The organism is Nocardia fusca NBRC 14340 (assembly GCF_001618425.1).
GTDB lineage: Bacteria > Actinomycetota > Actinomycetes > Mycobacteriales > Mycobacteriaceae > Nocardia > Nocardia fusca.
On sequence record NZ_BDCU01000072.1, the window covers coordinates 1 to 20,720 of the forward strand.

The 20,720-nt window shown below is 67.8% G+C and carries 1 protein-coding gene (running past one end of the window); it reads left to right on the forward strand.

The features are described 5' to 3' along the window. Positions 1-20,720: part of a non-ribosomal peptide synthetase coding region (locus tag NF4_RS35355; protein WP_063131747.1), annotated on the forward strand (this coding region is incomplete at both ends). Its footprint extends 20,890 nt past the window's final position; the window shows 20,720 of its 41,610 annotated nt.

Below are 20,720 nucleotides of genomic sequence, written 5' to 3' on the forward strand. Positions count from 1 at the left end.
GGTGCCTGCTCCGGGTGCGCAGATTGTCTCGAGTGTGCTGCTGGACTCGCTGCGTGATGTGCTGCCGGTGTACATGATTCCGGCTGTGGTCATGGAACTCGACGCGTTCCCGTTGAACACCTCGGGCAAGCTGGATCGCAAGGCCCTGCCGGCCCCGGTGTTCGAGACGCGGGAGTTCCGGGCTGCCTCGACTCCGATCGAGGAGATCGTGGCGGGTGTGTTCGCCGACGTGCTCGGTGTCGAGCGGATCGGTGCCGATGATGATTTCTTCGCTTTGGGTGGTAACTCGCTGATCGCGACCCAGGTCGCGGCGCGCCTCGGGGCGGCGCTGGATACCACCGTGCCGGTCCGGATGCTGTTCGAGACACCGACTGTGGCGGCGTTGGCTGTGCGGGTGGAACAGGCCGGTGCGAGTGGGCGCGTGGCGTTGACGCCGCGGGAGCGCCCGATCCAGATCCTGCCCACAGGTGAGGTCGTGGAGCAGGTGCCGTTGTCGCTGGCGCAGCAGCGGATGTGGTTCCTCAACCGGTACGACACCGAATCGGCGGTCAACAATATTCCGATCGCGATCCGGATGTCCGGCTATCTCGACATCGCAGCCCTGCAGGTGGCTTTCATCGATGTGATCGACCGGCACGAATCGCTGCGGACCGTGTTCCCGCAGAAGGGCCGGGCACCGGTCCAGGTGATCCTGGACGCGGCTCAGGTGGTACCGGATCTCACTCCGTACCTGATCCGCGAGGACAGGCTCATCGATCATCTGATCGATCTGGTGACGATGGCCTTCGACGTCACCGTCGAGGTACCGCTGCATGCTCGGCTCTTCGAGATCAGCGAGAACGAATACGTACTCGGCATGGTGGTGCACCACATCTCCGCCGACGGTTGGTCGATGGGCCCGCTGGCGCGAGATGTGATGGCCGCCTACGCGGCACGCGTCAGCTGGGAGCCTCCGGCATGGGCGAGCCTTCCGGTGCAGTACGCGGATTACGCGCTGTGGCAGCGTGAGGTGCTGGGTTCGGAGGACGATCCGAATTCGCTCATCTCCGAACAGGTGCGGTACTGGAAGGAGAAACTGGCCGGCCTGCCGGATGAGCTGGTACTTCCGGCCGACCGACCTCGCGCAGCCGTTTCGTCCTTCTCCGGTGGCGTCCATTCATTCGAGATCAGCCCGGAGACCCGCCGCCGGATCGTGGATCTGGGCTGGCGGCACAATGCTTCACCGTTCATGGTCGTGCACAGTGCGCTGGCCGTATTCCTGGCGCGGATCACCGGAGAATCCGATATCGGTGTCGGTACTCCGGTAGCCGGCCGTGGTGATGCGGCACTGGAGAACCTGGTCGGCATGTTCGTCAACACATTGGTGTTGCGAACCCCGGTTCGCGGCGATATGTCCTTCACCGAATTGCTGGCAGAGGTCCGGAATACCGATCTGCAAGCCTTCGCTCATGCGGATGTACCGTTCGAGCGTTTGGTGGAGGTGCTGAATCCGGCACGTTCACAGGCGCGGCACCCGATTTTCCAGGTTGCTCTGTCATTCGAGAATCTGCCGGACCGGCATTTCGAACTGCCCGATTTGCGGGTCGCTCCGGTCGATTTCGAGACCAGTCTGGAAAAGTTCGATCTCTCGTTCAATTTCCGTGGTACGAGCGACACTGCGGACGCCGGTATGATGGGCGCCCTCTCGTATTCCCGCGACCTGTTCGATCACTCCACGATCGAGGTCTTCGCCGATCGGTTCGTGCGGTTGCTGGAAGAGGTCCTGGTCGCGCCGGAGACCGCGGTCGGTGATCTGGAGATCCTGGCGCCGGTCGAGCGTGACCAGGTGCTGGCGGAGTGGAATGCCACCGAGCATGCACTTCCGGAAGGGCTGCTGCTGGACGGGTTCAATGCCGCGGCTGGCGCGCATCCGGAGCGAGTAGCGATTTCGTTCGAGGGGACGAGTCTGTCCTATGGCGAGTTCGCCGGTCGGGTGAACCGGCTGGCGCGGCATCTGATCGCGCAGGGTGTCGGTCCGGAAACTCTGGTGGGTCTGCTTGTTTCGCGGTCGATCGATCTGGTCGTCGGGATGTATGCGGTGGTGGCGGCGGGTGGTGCGTATGTGCCGTTGGATCCGGCGCATCCGGCGGAGCGGATCGGCTACATCCTGGATACCGCGTCGCCGTTGTGTGTGCTGACGACCACCGGTGATGCGGGGGCGGTGCCCGAGGGTGCGGATGTGCCGGTTCTGGCTGTGGACGCCTTGGATGTGTCCGGGTATGCCGATAGCGAAGTGACCGATGCCGATCGGTTGGCGGCGGTTCGGTCGTCGAATACGGCGTATGTGATCTTCACGTCGGGTTCGACGGGGCGTCCGAAGGGTGTGGCGGTTCCGCATTCGGCGATCGGTAATCAGGTCGCGTGGATGCTGTCGCAGTACCCGCTGGATGCCGATGATGTCTACCTGCAGAAGACCGCGACGACGTTCGACGTGTCGCTGTGGGGTTACTTCCTGCCGTTGGCGGCGGGCGCCCACCTCGTTGTCGCAACCCCCGACGGTCATCGCGATCCCGAGTATCTGGCGCGCACGATCGCGGAGCAGCGGGTGACGGTGACCGATTTCGTGCCGTCGATGTTGGGTGTGTTCGCTGCGCATACTCCTGCGGGTTCGATCCCGAGCCTCGAGCATGTGTTCGTGATCGGTGAGGCGCTGCCGCCGGAGACGGTGTCGGCGATGCATGCGATTTCTGATGCGGCTGTGCACAATTTGTATGGTCCGACCGAGGCCGCGGTGTCGATCACGTATTGGCAGGCGACCGGTGCGGAGTCGGGCAGTGTGCCGATTGGTGTGCCGCAGTGGAACAGCCGTGTGTATGTGTTGGATTCGCGGTTGCGGCCGGTCCCGGCCGGGGTCACGGGTGAGCTGTATCTTGCCGGTGATCAGTTGGCTCGTGGTTATGTGACGCGTCCGGATTTGTCGTCGGATCGTTTTGTGGCGAGTCCGTTCGATGCCGGTCAGCGGATGTACCGCACGGGTGACCTGGTGCGGTGGACTCACGTGATCGGTGATTCGCCGACCGAGGGCTGGACCGAGTCGCTGCCGGTGCTGGAGTATCTGGGTCGTACCGATTTCCAGGTGAAGTTCCGTGGTCAGCGGATCGAGCTGGGTGAGATCGAGTCGGCTCTGCTGGCGCAGCCGGTGGTGAGCCAGGCCGTGGTGACGGTCGCGGCCTCGGATCTGGGTGAGCAGTTGGTCGCCTATGTGGTGCCCGCACCCGGGGAGCAGATCGTTTCCGGTGTGTTGCTGGATTCGCTGCGTGATGTGCTGCCGGTGTACATGATTCCGGCTGTTGTCATGGAGCTGGATGCGTTCCCGTTGAACACCTCGGGCAAGCTGGATCGTAAAGCGTTGCCGGCTCCGGTGTTCGAGACGCGGGAGTTCCGTGCTGCCTCGACTCCGATCGAGGAGATCGTCGCGGGCGTGTTCGCCGATGTGCTCGGTGTCGAGCGAATCGGTGCGGACGATGATTTCTTCGCCCTGGGTGGTAACTCGCTGATCGCGACCCAGGTCGCGGCCCGGCTGAGTGCGGCGCTGGATGCGCAGGTGCCGGTGCGGATGCTGTTCGAGGCCTCCACGGTGGCCGCGCTGGCTGCCGCCGCGGAATCCGCCACCGGGCGTGGGGATCTGCCGGTGCTGGCGGCGCGGGAGCGGCCGGAGCGGGTGCCGTTGTCGCTGGCGCAGCAGCGGATGTGGTTCCTGAACCGGTTCGACGATCGGTCCGCGGCCTACAACATCCCGCTGGCGGTGCGGTTGACCGGTGATCTGGACGTGGACGCGTTGCGCGCGGCCGTCTCGGATCTGGTGGCGCGGCACGAAGTGCTGCGGACCGTGTATCCGGAAGTGGACGGTATCGGCTACCAGCAGGTGCTGCCGGCCGGTGCGGTGGATATCGAGCTCGATCCCGAGCCGGTCACCGAGGCGGAACTGCCCGCCCGCATCCTCGAGTTGGCCGGGGTGCTCTTCGACGTCGTCACCGAACTCCCGTTCCGGGTGTCGCTGTTGCGCCTGGACGAGCACAACTACGTGCTCCTCTTGGTCGCACACCACATCAGCGCAGACGGCTTCTCGCCGCGTCCGCTGCTCCGGGATCTCGTCGTCGCCTACAACGACCGCAGCCGCGGTGTGGACCCCGCCTGGGAACCGCTGGCGGTGCAGTACGCCGATTACACGTTGTGGCAGCGCGAGGTGCTGGGCTCGGAGGACGATCCCGAATCGGTGGCCGCCGAACAGATCGCCTACTGGCGCGAGCAGTTGCGGGATATGCCCGACCGACTGGACCTGCCGGCCGACCGGCCGCGGCCGGAGGTCTCTTCCGATTCCGGCGCTGCCCACGATTTCGTGGTCGACGTCGAATTGCGTACCGCTCTGGAGAGCTTGGCCCGGTCGCACGGCACCACACTGTTTATGGTGGTGCATGCCGCGCTCGCCACCTGGGCGAGCCGGTTGTCCAGCAGTTCCGATATCAGTATCGGAACCCCGATCGCCGGCCGCGGTGAGCAGGCGCTCGACGATCTGGTCGGTATGTTCGTCAACACCCTGGTCCTGCGGACCGAGGTGGCCCCGGGTACGCCGTTCACCGAACTACTGGCCGAGGTGCGCCGTACCGACCTCGCCGCCTTCGCGAACGCCGATATCCCGTTCGAGCGGCTCGTCGATATCCTCAATCCGCGCCGTTCGCGGGCGCATCACCCGTTGTTCCAGGTCGTTCTGGCCTTCGAGGCCGCATCGGTGGCGGATACGGCAGCGGTCTCGCTGCCCGGGCTCGACCTCGGTGTCGTCGACTTCCAGACCGGTCAGTCGAAGTTCGATCTCCAGCTGACGGTGGGCACCGAGGGTGCCGCCGACGGCGGCCTGCGGATGCAGTGGGCATACGCCACCGATCTGTTCGATCCGGAGACCGTGGCCGGTTTCTCCGATCGTTTCCTGCGCATACTGCGCGCGATCGTCCGGGAGCCGGCCACGGCGGTCGGCGATATCGATCTGCTCGCCGATACCGAGCGCTTCGATGTGACCCAGCGCTGGGCGCAATCCCGTGCAGATGCCCGTCCCGGTGTGTTCAGCGTCGACGGCGTGGCGCTCGACGACCCCGAGACGGCCACCCTGGCCGGGCTGTTCGAGGCGGCCGCCGGAGAGTATTCGCACCGGACCGCCGCGAAGTACGAGGGTGATCAGCTCACCTACGCCGAGTTGGAGCGCCGGGCGAATGTGCTGGCGCGCCGGTTGATCGACGAGGGCGCCGGACCGGAGGCCCGGGTCGCGGTGTTGCTGCCGCGGTCGCTGGATCTGGTGGTCGCGCTGCTCGCGGTGATCAAGTCCGGTGCCGCGTACGTGCCGGTGGATCCGGATTCCCCCGCCGATCGGATCGCCTACATACTCCAGGACGCGCGTCCCGCGACCGTGGTGCTGGATTCCTCGGTGCGGGTGGACCTGCCCGGCGGTATCTCTCGTGTCGTGGTGGACGGGTACGCCGTGGAGGCCGGCGATATCGAAGACGCCGACGACGGTCCGGTCACCGATGCCGATCGTCTGGCGCCGTTGCGTCCGGACAACACCGCCTACGTCATCTACACCTCCGGGTCCACCGGCCGCCCCAAGGGTGTCGCGGTGGCGCACCGCAGCGTGGTGCGGCTGTTCGCCAATACCGAGCGCGAGTTCGGGTTCGGCCCCGAGGACGTGTGGACCCTCTTCCACTCCTACGCGTTCGACTTCTCGGTCTGGGAGCTGTGGGGCCCGCTGCTCTTCGGCGGCACCCTGGTGGTCGTCGACTACTACACCTCGCGCTCGCCGCAGCAGTTCCTGGAACTGCTGCGCACGGAGCGGGTCACCGTGCTGAACCAGACGCCGTCGGCGTTCTATCAGCTGGCCGAGGCGGACCGCACCGCGGAAGCGGAACGTCCGCTCGCACTGCGGTATGTCGTATTCGGTGGTGAGGCACTGGAACTGCGCCGGCTCTCCGACTGGATCGCCCGGCACGGCGACGGTTCGACCGGACGCACCATCCAGATCGGCGACCGGGAAACCGCCTCGCCGGTGCTGGTGAACATGTACGGCATCACCGAGACCACCGTGCACGTGGCCCACCGCGCGCTGGACGCGGAGACCATCGCCGAGGCCACCGGTAGCGTGATCGGCCGGGCGATCGCCGGGCTGAAGATCTACGTACTGGACAGCCGGCTGCAGCCGGTGCCGGTCGGGGTGACGGGCGAGTTGTACATCGGGGGCGGACAGCTCGCCCACGGTTACCTGGATCGCCCGGATCTGACGGCGGCCCGTTTCGTGGCCAACCCGCTGGCCGAGCCCGGTGCACCTGGGACGCGGCTCTACCGCTCCGGTGACCTGGCGCGCTGGAACCGTTCCGGCGAACTCGAATACCTGGGCCGGGCCGACGACCAGGTCAAGGTGCGCGGCTTCCGGATCGAGCTCGGTGAGATCGAGGCGGCGGTGCTCGCGCAGCCGGATATCGCGCAGGCCGCGGTCATCGTCCGCGAGGACAATCCGGGCGATCACCGGATCGTCGCGTATGTGGTGTCGGAGACCGAGGGCGGGCCCGATACAGAAGCGATCCGCGAAGGTGTCGGTCAGCGGGTGCCCTCCTACATGGTGCCGTCCGCGGTGGTCGTGCTGGACCGGATCCCGTTGACCATCAACGGAAAGCTGGATCGCCGGGCCCTGCCCGCGCCGGTGTTCGAATCGGGTGGTTCCCGCGCGGCGTCGACCCCGATCGAGGAGATCGTGGCCGGGGTCTTCGCGGAGGTCCTCGGTACCGAACGGGTCGGCGCCGACGACGATTTCTTCGCCCTCGGTGGCAACTCGCTGATCGCGACCCAGGTCGCGGCCCGGATCGGGGCCGCACTCGATACCCAGGTCCCGGTGCGGATGCTGTTCGAGGATTCGACAGTGGCCGCACTCGCGGCCCGGGTGGAACAGCAGGCCGGTGCCGGTGGGCGTCCGGTTCTCGCCGCACGTCCCCGGCCCGAACGCCCGCCGCTGTCCCAGGCACAGCAGCGGATATGGTTCCTCAACCGCTTCGAGCCGGAGTCCGCGGTCGACAATATTCCGGTCGTGCTGCGGCTCACCGGCACGATCGATATGGCGGTGCTGCTGCAGGCGGTAGCCGATGTGATCGCCCGGCACGAATCCCTGCGGACCGTGTACCCGGCCCACGAGGGCATCGGCTACCAGCAGGTGCTGCCGCCCGACCGCGCGGTTCCGGAGGTGGAGATCCTCGAAACGCACCGGGCCGCGGTGCCGGGTGCCGAACTCGGTGCCGACCTCCTCGCGTCGATCGCCGAATTCGGTTTCCGCGGCTTCGATCTGACCACCGAACTGCCGGTTCGGCTGCGGGTCTATCGCCTCACCGAGGACGACCACGTGCTGGCCGGTGTGGTGCATCATATCGCCGCCGACGGTTTCTCCATGCGGCCGCTGAGCCGTGACCTGATGATCGCGTACTCGGCGCGTTCGGCCGGCGCGGCCCCGGACTGGGAGCCGATGGCCGTGCAGTACATCGACTACGCGATGTGGCAGCGCGAGGTACTCGGGTCCGATGACGATCCGGCGTCGCTGGTCTCCCAGCAGCTGGACTTCTGGCGGGCCGAACTGGACGAGCTGCCCGACGAACTCCGGTTGTCCAGCCGGCCCCGGCCGGCGGTCGCCAGCGAACGGGCGGCGACACACCGGTTCGTCGTGCCCGGTGCGGTGATCGACGAGTTGAACCGGGTCGCCCAGGCGCAGGGCGTCACCTTGTTCATGCTCGTGCACAGCACGTTCGCCACCTTGCTCGCCCGCCTCAGCGGTACCGACGATATCGCCATCGGTATCCCGGTCGCCGGCCGCGGCGATCGGGTGCTCGACGAGTTGATCGGCATGTTCGTCAATACGCTGGTGTTGCGGACCCGGGTCGATATCGGCGCGCCGTTCACCGAGCTGCTCGCGCATGTGCGCGATCGCGATCTGGCCGCCTTCGCACACGCCGACGTGCCGTTCGAGCGGCTGGTCGAGGCCCTCAATCCGGTCCGTTCCCAATCCCGTCAGCCGCTGTTCCAGGTGATGCTCGCCTTCCAGAACCTGGGCGATACCCGCCTGGAACTGCCGGGTCTGACGATGACCGGGCTGGGTGTCGACATACCGAACACCAAATACGACCTGTCGCTCACCATGAGCGACGCGGTCGCCGGCGGGTCGGGCATGGACGCCGAGATCCTCTACGCCACCGACCTCTTCGACGACGACTTCGTCTCCGAGTTCGGCCGGCGATTCGTGCGGGTGCTGCGCGCGGTGATCGCGGACGCGACGGTGCCGGTCGGGGATATCGAGCTCATGGCTCCGGCCGAACGCGCCCTGGTGCTCGATCGCTGGAACGCGACGGGCTTCCCGGTGGAGACCGCGCTCACCGAGACCCCAGGCAATGCCACCGCCACCCTGGTCTCCCTGTTCGAGGCGCAGGTCGCCCGGACACCGGACGAGGTCGCACTGACCTTCGAGGGGACGAATCTGTCCTATGCCGAGTTCGCGGGCCGGGTGCATCGGCTGGCCCGCCGGCTCGTCGATATGGGTGTCGGGCCCGAAGTGTATGTGGCGCTGGGTATGCAGCGATCCTTCGATCTCGTCGTCGGTATGTACGCCGTCGTCGTGGCCGGTGGCGCCTACATACCGCTGGATCCGGAACAGCCGGTGGAACGGCTCGGGCATATCCTCGACAACGCGCGTCCGGTATGTGTGCTCACCGCCGGTGCGGACCTGGACCCGGTGATCGAGCGGCAGTTGCGCATCGATCGGCTGGACCTGTCCGAGTACTCCGATGCTCCGCTCACCGATGCGGATCGGCTGCGGCCACTGCGCTCGGCCAACACCGCGTACGTGATCTTCACGTCCGGTTCCACCGGCCGCCCCAAGGGCGTCGCGGTGGCGCACAAGGCGATCGTGAACTACCTGGTGGCCGCGCACGCGCGGTACGGGATGAGCGCGTCCGATGTCATGCTGCAGCGCGGCACGGTCACCTTCGACGCGTCGGTCCCCGAATTCTTCCTGCCGTTGCAGGTGGGCGCCCGGCTCGTCATCGCCCGCCCGGACGGACACCGTGACCCCGCCTATCTCGCCGGGATCATCGCCTCCGAACGGGTGACGACGGTGCAGTTCGTACCGTCGATGCTGTCGGTGATCATGGCCGACACCGGCCCCGACGCCTGGTCGAGTGTGCGCCATATCGTCGTCGGCGGCGAGGCGCTGCCCGTCGATCTTCCGCGACGGTTGCGGAAGCTGACCAATGCCCGGCTGGACAACCTGTACGGGCCCACCGAGGCCACGGTCGACGTCATCTATCACGAGGTGACCGAGGCCGATACCGAGTCGGTACCGATCGGCGTCCCGGCTTTCAACACCCAGGCCTACGTGCTGGACGGCCGGTTGCGCCTGGTCCCGCCGGGGGTTCCGGGTGAGCTGTATCTGGCCGGCGCGCAGCTGGCGCGGGGGTACGTGGACCGCCCCGATCTGACCTTCGACCGCTTCGTGGCGAACCCGTTCGGCGCCGGCGTACGGATGTACCGGACGGGCGATCTGGCGCGCTGGAATTCCGACGGTGAATTGGAATACCTGGGCCGCACCGACTTCCAGGTGAAGCTGCGCGGTCTGCGCATCGAGCTCGGTGAGATCGAGTCGGCGCTGCTCGGTGTGGACGAGATCGCCCAGGCAGTGGTGGTCATGCGCGCCGACGAGCACACCGGTGACCAGCTGGTCGCCTATCTGGTACCGGAAACCGGCCGGGCGATCGATCCGGAGGCGGTGCGGTCCGCACTGCGTGCCGAACTTCCGGCCTATATGGTGCCCGCCGCCTTTGTGGTGCTCGACGCGTTCCCGATGAACGCTGCCGGCAAGCTGGACCGCAAATCGCTGCCGGCGCCGGTGTTCGAGGCGCGAGTGTTCCGGGCGCCGGCGACCCCGATCGAGGAGGTCGTGGCGTCGACGTTCGCCGAGGTGCTCGGTCTGGAGCGGGTCGGCGCGGACGACGATTTCTTCGAGCTGGGCGGTAACTCGCTGGTCGCGACCCAGGTCGCCGCCCGGATCGGGGCCGCGCTCGATACCCAGGTCACGGTGCGCGCGCTGTTCGAGGCGCCGACGGTGGCCGCGTTGGCCGTGCGGGTCGAGCAGGCCGGTGAGAAAGCGCGTCCGGCACTGGTGGCCGGGCCGCGACCCGAGCTGGTGCCGTTGTCGTACGCGCAGCAGCGGATGTGGTTCCTGAATCAGTACGACACCTCGTCGGTGGCCTACAACCTGCCGATGGCGATCCGGCTCTCCGGTGAGCTGGACGTGGCAGCGCTGCGCGCGGCCCTGGCCGATGTGCTGCGGCGGCACGAATCGCTGCGCACCTACTTCCCGGAGCGTTCCGGAGTGCCGGTGCAGCTGGTCGTGCCCGCGGACCGGGTCGACCTTCGATTGGAGACGGTCGCGGTCACCCCGGACGAGCTGCCCACCGCGGTGACGGAGTTCGTGGGCGTCGGTTTCGACGTGTCCGTGGCCCCGCCGTTGCGGGCTCGGTTGCTCGAGGTGACGCCGCGGGAATTCGTGCTGGTGGTGGTCGTGCACCACATCTCCGGCGACGGTTTCTCGATGGCTCCGCTGGCCCGGGACGTGATGACCGCGTACGCGGCGCGGGCTCGGGATCTCGAGCCGGGCTGGGATCAGCTCCCGGTCCAGTACGCCGACTACACGCTGTGGCAGCGGCAGGTGCTGGGCGCCGAGGACGATGTGAATTCGCCGCTGGCGCGCCAGATCGCGTTCTGGCAGCGCACCCTCGACGGTGTTCCCGACGAGTTGGCGCTGCCGCTGGACCGGCCGCGTCCGGCGGTCGCGTCGATGCGCGGCGCGACGGTGAGCGGTGAGTTGTCCGCCGAGTTGATACAGGGCCTGGACGGAGTGGCGCGCGGTCGTGGCGCGTCGATGTTCATGGTGCTGCACGCGGCGTTGGCGGCGTTGCTGGCACGGTTGTCGGGTTCGGACGATATTGCGGTGGGTACGCCGATCGCGGGTCGTGGTGAGCGGGCCCTGGACGATCTGGTCGGCATGTTCGTCAACACGCTGGTGTTGCGGACGAGTGTCGGTTCCGGTGAATCGTTCGCCGAGCTGGTGGACCGCGCTCGGCAGGTCGATCTGGACGCGTTCGGCAATGCCGATGTGCCGTTCGAGCGGCTGGTGGATCTGCTGGCCCCGGAACGTTCGCAGGCGCGTAATCCGCTGTTCCAGGTGGCGCTGTCGCTGCAGAACAATGAGCAGCCGGTGCTGGATCTGGCAGGTCTGGAGGTCTCCGGGCTGGAGCTCGTGGAGGACGTGGCCCGGTTCGATCTGCAGTTCACGCTGGCCGAGAACGGCTCCGGCGGGATGACCCTGTTCCTGAACTACGCCACCGAACTGTTCGACGAGGCGACCATCCGGACCGTGATCACCCGGTTCCGGCAGTTGCTGACCGCGGTGGCCGCGGACCCGGATATCGCGCTGGGGTCGATCGAGATCCTCGACGCGGCCGAGCGCGCCGAGATCCTGTCCCGCACGGGTGGTGTGGCGGTGCCGGCGTCGACGTTGCCGGAGTTGCTGGCGGCGGCGGTGGCGGTGGATCCGTCGGCGCCGGCGGTGGTGTTCCGGGATCAGCGTCTTTCCTATGGCGAGATGGACGAGCGGTCGAACCGGTTGGCGCAGGTGCTGATCGAGCGTTGCTTGGGTGCCGAGGATCTGGTGGCGGTGGCGGTGCCGCGGTCGGCGGATTCGGTGCTGGCGGAGTGGGCGGTGACCAAGTCGGGTGCGGCGTTCCTGCCGATCGATCCGACCTATCCGGCCGATCGCATCGCGCATATGTTGACCGATTCCGGTGCGCCCGTGGGTATCACGGTGTCGAGTGTGCGGGCGGATCTGCCGGATTCGGTGGATTGGCTGGTGCTCGACGAGTTGGCGTTGGATACGTATCCGGCCGATCCGATCACCGATGCCGATCGGGTGTGGCCGTTGACTCCGGCGAACACCGCCTATGTCATCTACACCTCGGGTTCGACGGGTCTGCCCAAGGGTGTGGTGGTCAGTCATGCCGGTTTGGCGAACTTCAGTGCCGAACAGGTGGAGCGTTACCGGTTGACCCCGGGTTCGCGGGCGTTGGCTTTCGCGTCGCCGAGCTTCGACGCCTCGATCCTCGAACTGCTGCTGGCGGTGGGTTCGGCCGGTGCCCTCGTGGTGGTGCCGACCGGTACCTACGGTGGTGCCGAACTCGGTGAGCTGATCGCCCGTGAAGGTGTGACGGTCGGGCTGATCACGCCGTCGGTACTTGCTTCGCTGGATCCGGCGGATCTTGCGGGTATGGAAGTGATCATCGCCGGTGGTGAGGCCATTTCGGCGGATCTGGTGGCGAAGTGGTCGACCACGCCCGAGGGTGGGGTGGCGCGTCGCTTCCACAATGCTTATGGTCCGACCGAGGCGACGGTGGCCACGAATATCAGTGGTGTGCTGCACGCCGGTGATCGGGTGACCATCGGTGGTCCGGTGCGGGGTATGCGGACTCTGGTGCTCGACGATCGCCTGAACCCGGTGCCCGAGGGTGTGGCCGGTGAGCTGTATGTCGGTGGTATCCAGCTGGCCCGCGGCTACCACGCGCGGCCCGGTTTGACCGCCGAGCGGTTCGTCGCCGATCCGTACGGTGAGCCGGGTTCGCGGCTTTATCGCACGGGTGACGTGGTGCGGTGGCGTCGTGACGCCGCGGGTGACCCGGTGGTGGAGTATGTGGGTCGTAACGACTTCCAGGTCAAGGTTCGTGGTTTCCGTATCGAGCTGGGTGAGATCGACGCGGCGCTGACCGCCCACGAGACCGTCGACTTCGCCGTCACGACCGGACACAAGAGCACCGCGGGCGTGGTCTCCCTCGTCTCGTACGTGGTGGCCGTACCCGGGCGTTCGATCGACGTGGCCGAGGTGCGCGAGTTCGTCGGGCAGCGGTTGCCGTCGTACATGGTGCCGGCGTCGGTCATGGTGCTCGACGAGGTCCCGCTGACCCCCGCCGGAAAGCTGGATCGCCGGGCATTGCCGGAGCCCGCGTTCGAGGCACGGGAGTTCCGGGCGCCGTCGACGCCGGTCGAGCGGGTCGTGGCGGGTGTGCTCGCCGATGTTCTCGGTATCGAGCGAGTCGGCGCGGATGACGATTTCTTCGCGCTCGGCGGGAACTCGCTGCTCGCTACGCAGGTCGTGGCGCGTCTGGGTGCGGCGCTGAATACGCAGGTGCCCGTCCGGGTGCTGTTCGAGGCATCCGTCGTCGGCACGCTGGCCGCCCGGCTCGAGGAGCAGGTGGGTTCCGGCGGACGTCCGGCGCTGGTACCGCAGCCGCGGCCGACCCGGGTGCTGCCGTCGGGCGAGGTCGTGGACCGGATCCCGCTGTCCCTGGCGCAGCAGCGCATGTGGTTCCTGAACTGGTTCGACGGTGGTGCGGCGGCCTACAACATTCCGCTGGTGATCCGGTTGACCGGGCACCTGGATGTGGACGCCCTTCGACTGGCGGTCACGGATCTGGTGGCGCGGCACGAGGTGCTGCGGACGGTGTACCCGGAGACCGAATCCGGTCCGGCGCAGGTGGTGCTGCCGGTCACGGGGGCGGTACCGGTCCTCGAGATCCGCACGGTCGCCGCGAATGCGGTCGAGACCGTGGTGACCGAGCTGGCGTCGGTGTCGTTCGATGTCGCCCAGCAGGTGCCGGTGCAGGTGACGTTGTTGCGGATCGACGACGCGGCAGACGAATATGTGCTCGCCGCGGTGGTGCACCACATCTCCGGCGACGGTTCCTCGACGGTGCCGTTGATGCGGGATCTGATGACCGCGTATACGGCACGAGCGGCCGGCCGGGCGCCGGACTGGGCGCCGTTGGCGGTCCAGTACGCCGATTTCGCGATCTGGCAACGGAACCTGATGGGCGACGGCGCCGATCCCACGTCGCTGGCCCACGAACAGCTCGAATTCTGGCGGTCGGCGCTGGCGGATCTGCCCGAGCAGCTGGATCTGCCGATGGATCGGCCGCGGCCGGCGACACAGTCGTATGCCGGTGGCCGAGTCGAAGTGCATATCGATGCGCGCCTGCATCAGGCGCTGCAGGACTTCGCGCGGCAGCAGGGCGTGACCCTGTTCATGGTGACGCATACCGCGTTCGCGCTGCTGCTGGCCCGTTTGGCGGGGACCGACGATGTGGCGATCGGTACCCCGGTGGCCGGTCGGGGCGAGGCCGCCCTCGACGATGTGATCGGCATGTTCGTGAACACACTGGTGTTCCGGACCCGGGTCGCGGGCGGGGAATCGTTCACCGATCTGCTGGCGCGCCAGCGGGAGATCGATATCGCGGCGCTCGCGCATGCCGATGTGCCGTTCGAACAGCTGGTGGAGGCGCTGAACCCGGTGCGGTCCACGGCGCGGCACCCGCTGTTCCAGGTGGGCTTCGCGTTCCAGAACCTGGGCCAGGCGAGTCTGGAAATCCCCGGTCTCTCGGTGTCCGGAGTGGACGCCGGTACCGAGGTCTCCCTGTACGACCTGAGCATGATTCTCAGCGACACCTACGACGCGTCGGGTGCCGCGCAGGGCGTGACGGGGTACCTGACCTACGCCACCGCCCTGTTCGACCAGGCGACGGTGGCGGGATTCGTGCAGCGGTACCTGCGGGTGCTGGCCGGGGTCGTCGCCGATCCCGCGGCCCCGGTCGGTGAGCTGGAGCTGCTCGACGCGGCCGAACGCGAGCTGGTACTGCACCGGTGGAACGCCACCGACGGCATGATCGAACCGGGCCTGTTGCTGGACGGGTTCGACCGGGTGGTGTCGGAGTCTCCGGATCGAGTGGCGCTGACCTACGAGGGCACCGCTGTGTCCTACGGCGAGTTCGCCGGCCGCGTGCGCCGGTTGGCGCGGTGGCTGCGCGATGCCGGTGTCGGTACCGAAACCTATGTCGCTCTGGGCATGCGCCGGTCGATCGACCTGATCACCGGTGCGTACGCGGTGGTCGCGGCCGGCGGCGCGTATGTGCCGCTGGATCCGGACCAGCCCGTGGACCGGCTCGAGTACATCGTCGATACGGCGCGCCCGATCTGTGTGCTGACGTCCGGGGAAGATCTCGATCCCGCGATCCCCGGTCAGGTGCGTATCGATCGGCTGGATCTGTCCGGTGTCGCCGGCACCGCGCTCACCGACGCCGAACGACTCCGGCCGCTGCGGCCGGACAACACCGCGTACGCGATCTTCACCTCGGGCTCCACGGGCCGGCCGAAGGGTGTCCCGGTCTCGCACCGGGCGGTGCTCAACTACCTGGCGACCACCCGCGAACGGCACGGTCTCGGTGCCGGCGATGTGCTGCTGAACCGCACCCTGGCGACCTTCGACCCGTCCGTGGTGGAGTTCTTCATGCCGTTGCAGCTCGGCGCCCGCCTGGTCATCGCGCATTCGGAGGGGCATCGCGACGCGGCGTACCTCACCGGATTGATCGCCGACGAAGGCGTCACCATGGCACAGTTCGTGCCGTCGCTGCTGTCGGTGTTCCTGTCCGAATCCGAGCCCGCGGCCTGGGCCGGGTTGCGCAGTATCGTCGTCGGCGGTGAGGCGCTGTCCGGCGACCTCGCGCGGCGGTTGCGGGAACGCACCGGCGCCCGCCTGTTCAACCAGTACGGGCCCACCGAGACCACGGTCGATGTCACCGCCCACGAGGTGACCGGCGTCGAAACCGGAGCCGTGCCGATCGGTGTCCCGGGTCTCAACACCCGGACCTACGTACTCGACGACCGGTTGCGGCCGGTGCCCGCCGGTGTCCAGGGTGAGCTCTACATCAGTGGTGTGCAGCTGGCCCCCGGCTATCTGGCCCGCCCCGATCTGACCACCACGCGTTTCGTCGCGGACCCCTTCCACGCCGGCGAGCGGATGTACCGCACCGGTGACCTGGTGCGGTGGACCGCCGCGGGTGAGTTGGAGTACCTGGGCCGAAGCGACTTCCAGGTGAAACTGCACGGTCAGCGGATCGAGCCCGGCGAGATCGAGGCCGCGCTCACCGAGATGGACGCCGTCGCGAGGGCACTGGTCATCCTGCGGCATACGGGCACCGGTGACCACCTGGTCGCGTATGTGGTGCCGGTGGCCGGGGCGACGATCACCACCGACGAGCTGCGTGCACATCTGCACGGTCGGCTGCCGTCGTACATGGTGCCGTCTGCCTTCGTGGCACTCGAGACGTTCCCGATGAACGCCTCGGGCAAACTGGACCGTAGCGCGTTGCCGGAACCGGTGTTCGAGACCCGGGAATTCCGGGCGGCCTCGACGCCGATCGAGGAGATCCTGGCGGATATCTTCGCCGAGGTCCTCGGCGTCGAGCGGGTCGGCGCGGACGACGATTTCTTCGCCCTCGGCGGCGACAGCATCGTCTCCATCCAGCTGGTGTCACGGGCCAAATCGCGCGGTGTGGTGTTCACCCCGCGGCAGGTGTTCGAGAAGCGCACGGTGGCGGGCCTGGCGTCGGTCGCCGAGTTCGCGGAATCCGTCGACGGCGCGGTGCGGACCCTGGCCGAGTTGCCGGGGGGCGGGGTCGGCCGTATGCCGCTCACCCCGGTGGTGCGGATGATGGTCGAACGCTTCGGCTCGTTCGGGCGTTTCCATCAGCTGACGCCGCTGAGCCTGCCGATCGGCGTCACCCGCGAGACCATCGCCGCGGTGGTGGGCCCGGTGCTCGACCGGCACGATATGTTGCGGTCCCGCCTGTTCGTCGTGGACGGCGAATGGGTCGTGGAGACGGTCGAGCCCGGTTCGGTCGACGTGGACGCGCTCATCGATCACACCGTGTTCGATGCCGCCGCCACCGATGAGCAGGTGCTCGAAACGGCCACCGCCGCGGTCGACGCGGCCCTGGACCGCATGGATCCCGGCCACGGCGTGGTGGTGCGGTTCGTCTGGCTGGAACCGGATACCGCCGACCGGCCGGGATATCTGGTCGTCGTGGCGCATCACCTGGTGGTCGACGGCGTGTCCTGGCGCATTCTGGTCCCGGACTTCGTGCTGTCCGCCGGTGCGCACAGCGCCGGGCTCCTGCCGGAACTGCCGGAGCCGACCACCTCGATGCGGACCTGGGCGCATGCGCTCGAGGCGCACGCGCGCAGTGCCGAGCGGGAGGCCGAACTGGACTACTGGCGGACCGTCGTCGATACCGCCGATCCGCTGCTGACCGATCGCGCGCTGGACCCGGCGGTCGATACCGCCGCGACGGTCGACACGTATTCGGTGCGGGTATCGCCCGAGGTCACCCAGGCGCTGCTCACCACGGTGCCGGCGTTGTTCCACGGTGGGGTGAACGACGGTCTGCTCACCGCGCTCGTACTCGCCACCGCCACGTGGCGGGCGCGGCGGGTGCCCGCGGCGGCGATCGATGATCCGCTGCTGATCCGGCTCGAGGGCCACGGTCGTGAGGAAGAGGTCGTGCCCGGTGCCGATCTGTCCCATACCGTCGGCTGGTTCACCTCCGTCTTCCCGGTGCGGTTCGCGCCGGCCGGTATCGATTTCGAGGACGCGCTCGCCGGCGGCCCGGCGTTGGGAGCGGCGCTCAAGGCGGTGAAGGAACAGCTGCTCGCGGTGCCGGACAAGGGCATCGGCTACGGGTTGCTGCGCCAGCTGAACCCGCGGACCGCAGGCGAACTGCCGGTCGAGCTGCCGGGTCAGGTGAGCTTCAACTACCTGGGCCGGTCCGCCGGTTCGAGCGAGTTGTCCCCGGAAATGCGCGAGTTCGGCTGGCTGCCCGCCGATCTGGTGGTGGACGCGGCATTCGACGCGGATATGCCGGCGCTGGCGCTGCTGGATATCAACGCCGTCGTCGCCGGCGACGAGTTCATCGCGCGGATCGGGTACCCGACCACCCTGCTCGGGGCCGAGGAGGTCCGCGAGTTCGGTGAGTTGTGGACGCGGGCGCTGGAAGCGGTCGCGCGCCACGCGAATTCCGCGGGCGCCGGCGGGCACACCCCGTCCGATTTCGGCATGGTCGCGCTGTCGCAGTCCGATGTCGACGGAATCGAGCGGCGCTTCCCGGTCGCCGATGTGTGGCCGCTGTCCGCACTGCAGGCCGGCATGCTGTTCCACGCCCAGATCGCCGAGACCTCGGTGGATGTGTACACCGGCCAGGTGGTGCTCACGCTGACCGGCCGGGTGGACGCCGCCCGCTTGCGTGCGGCGGCGCAGGCCCTGGTCGATCGGTACGAGAACCTGCGCACCGCCTTCGTCACCGACCACGAGGGCCACCCGGTCCAGGTGGTCCTGAAGGATATGCCGGTCGACTGGACCGAGCACGACCGCAGCAGCGCCGGGACGGCCGCCGACCTCATCGAGGCGGACCGATTGCGGCGCTTCGATCTCGCCGAGCCGCCGCTGCTCCGGTTCACGCTGATCAGGACCGGAGCCGATACCTGGCAGTTCGTGGTGTCGAACCATCACATCCTGCTCGACGGCTGGTCCATGCCGCTGCTCATGCGGGATCTGCTGACGCTGTACGCGGTCCGTGGCGATGCCGCGGCGCTGCCTGCGGTCCACTCGTACCGGACCTTCCTGGCATGGGTCGGCCGCCAGGATCGCGGGATCTCGCTGGAGGCCTGGCGGGCGGCGCTGGCGGGGGTCGAGGAACCGACCCTGCTCGTCCGCCCCGAAGCGGGCGGCTCCGAGATCACCGCGCTGTCGGGTGAGTACGTGTTCGAGCTGGACACCGCGGCCACGGCCCGGATGACCGCGCTGGCCACCGAGGTCGGCGTGACGGCGAACACGGTGCTGCAGCTGGCCTGGGCGGTACTGCTGGGCCGGCTGACCGGTCGCGACGATGTGCTGTTCGGCGCCACCGTCTCCGGTCGCCCGCCGGAACTGCCCGGCGTGGAGACCATGGTCGGGTTGTTCATCAACACGATCCCGGTGCGGGTGCGGTTCGATCAGAACGAGTCCGTACGGACAGCGCTCGCCCGGGTCCAGGCCGAACAGGCCGACCTGCTGGACCACCACTATGTGGGTCTGGCGGATATCCAGGGCGCGGCCGGGATGGCGGCGCTGTTCGACACCCTGCTGGTGTTCGAGTCGTATCCGGTGGATGCCGAGGGTATCCAGGCGCAGGCCACCGATATCGACGGAATGACGGTGGCCGGCCTGGCCGGAATCGACGCCACGCACTATCCGCTGACCCTGGTCGCCGCGCTCGGCAATACGCTGCGGATCCGGGCCGGGTACCGGCAGGACATGTTCGGCGAGGCCGATGTGCGCCGGATCGCGGACCGGTTGGTCCGGATGCTGGACGGGATCGTCGCCGATCCGTCCGTCGCCGTGGGTGATATCGATCTGCTCGACGCGGCCGAACGCGAATTGGTGCTGCACCGCTGGAACGCGACCGAACGCACGGTCGAGTCCCGGTTGCTCCTGGACGAGTTCGCCGGAGCGGTCGCTGCGTATCCGGATCGGATCGCGGTGTCGTTCGAGGGTGCCGAACTGACCTACGCGGAGTTCGCCGGACGGGTCAACCGTCTGGCGCGGCATCTGATCTCCGAGGGCGTGGGGCCGGAATCGCTGGTCGGTCTGGCGCTGCGGCGTTCGGTGGATCTGGTGGTGGCCATGTACGCGGTCGTCACCGCCGGCGGCGCGTATGTACCGGTGGATCCCGAGCATCCGGCGGAGCGGACCGCGTATGTGCTCGAGACCGCGCGACCGGTCTGTGTGCTGACCTCGACGTCCGATGCCGGTGCTGTTCCCGAGGGGACAGGTGTGCCGGTACTGGCCGTGGACATGCTGGACCTGTCGGGCTACGCCGACGCCCCCGTCACGGATGCCGATCGGGTGGCAGCGTTGCGTCCGTCGAATACGGCGTATGTGATTTTCACGTCGGGTTCGACGGGTCGTCCGAAGGGTGTGGCGGTGTCGCATGCGGCGATCGTGAATCGCTTGGTGTGGATGCAGTCGGAGTACGGTCTGCAGTCTTCGGATGTGGTGTTGCAGAAGACGCCGTCGACGTTCGATGTGTCGGTGTGGGAGTTCTTCTGGCCGTTGCAGGTGGGTGCGCGGTTGGTGGTCGCGAAGCCGGATGGTCATCGGGATCCGGAGTATTTGGCGGAGGTCATCGATGCCGAGCGGGTTTCGGTGGCGCATTTCGTGCCGTCGATGCTGACGGTGTTCGTGGCGGCGTTGCCGGGTGTGTCCGCGGAGTCGGGTGCGGCGCGGTGTGGTTCGTTGCGGTTGGTGTTCTCCTCGGGTGAGGCGTTGGCGCCGAAGCCGGCGCATCGGTTGCGGGAGTTGACCGGGACCGCTGTGCACAACCTGTACGGCCCGACCGAGGCCGCGGTCGATGTCACCTTCCATGAGGTGACGGATGCGGATACCACTGCGGTGCCGATCGGTGCTCCGGTGTTCAACACTCGCGTGTATGTGCTGGATGGCCGGTTGCGGCCGGTTCCGGTGGGTGTCGCGGGTGAGTTGTATCTGGCGGGTGTGCAGTTGGCGCGTGGGTATGTGGCGCGGCCGGATCTGTCGGCGGATCGGTTCGTGGCGAATCCGTTCGATGTTGCTGAACGCATGTATCGCACGGGTGACCTGGTGCGGTGGACCGCCGCCGGTGAGTTGGAGTATCTGGGTCGTACCGACTTCCAGGTGAAGCTGCGGGGCCTGCGCATCGAACTCGGCGAAATCG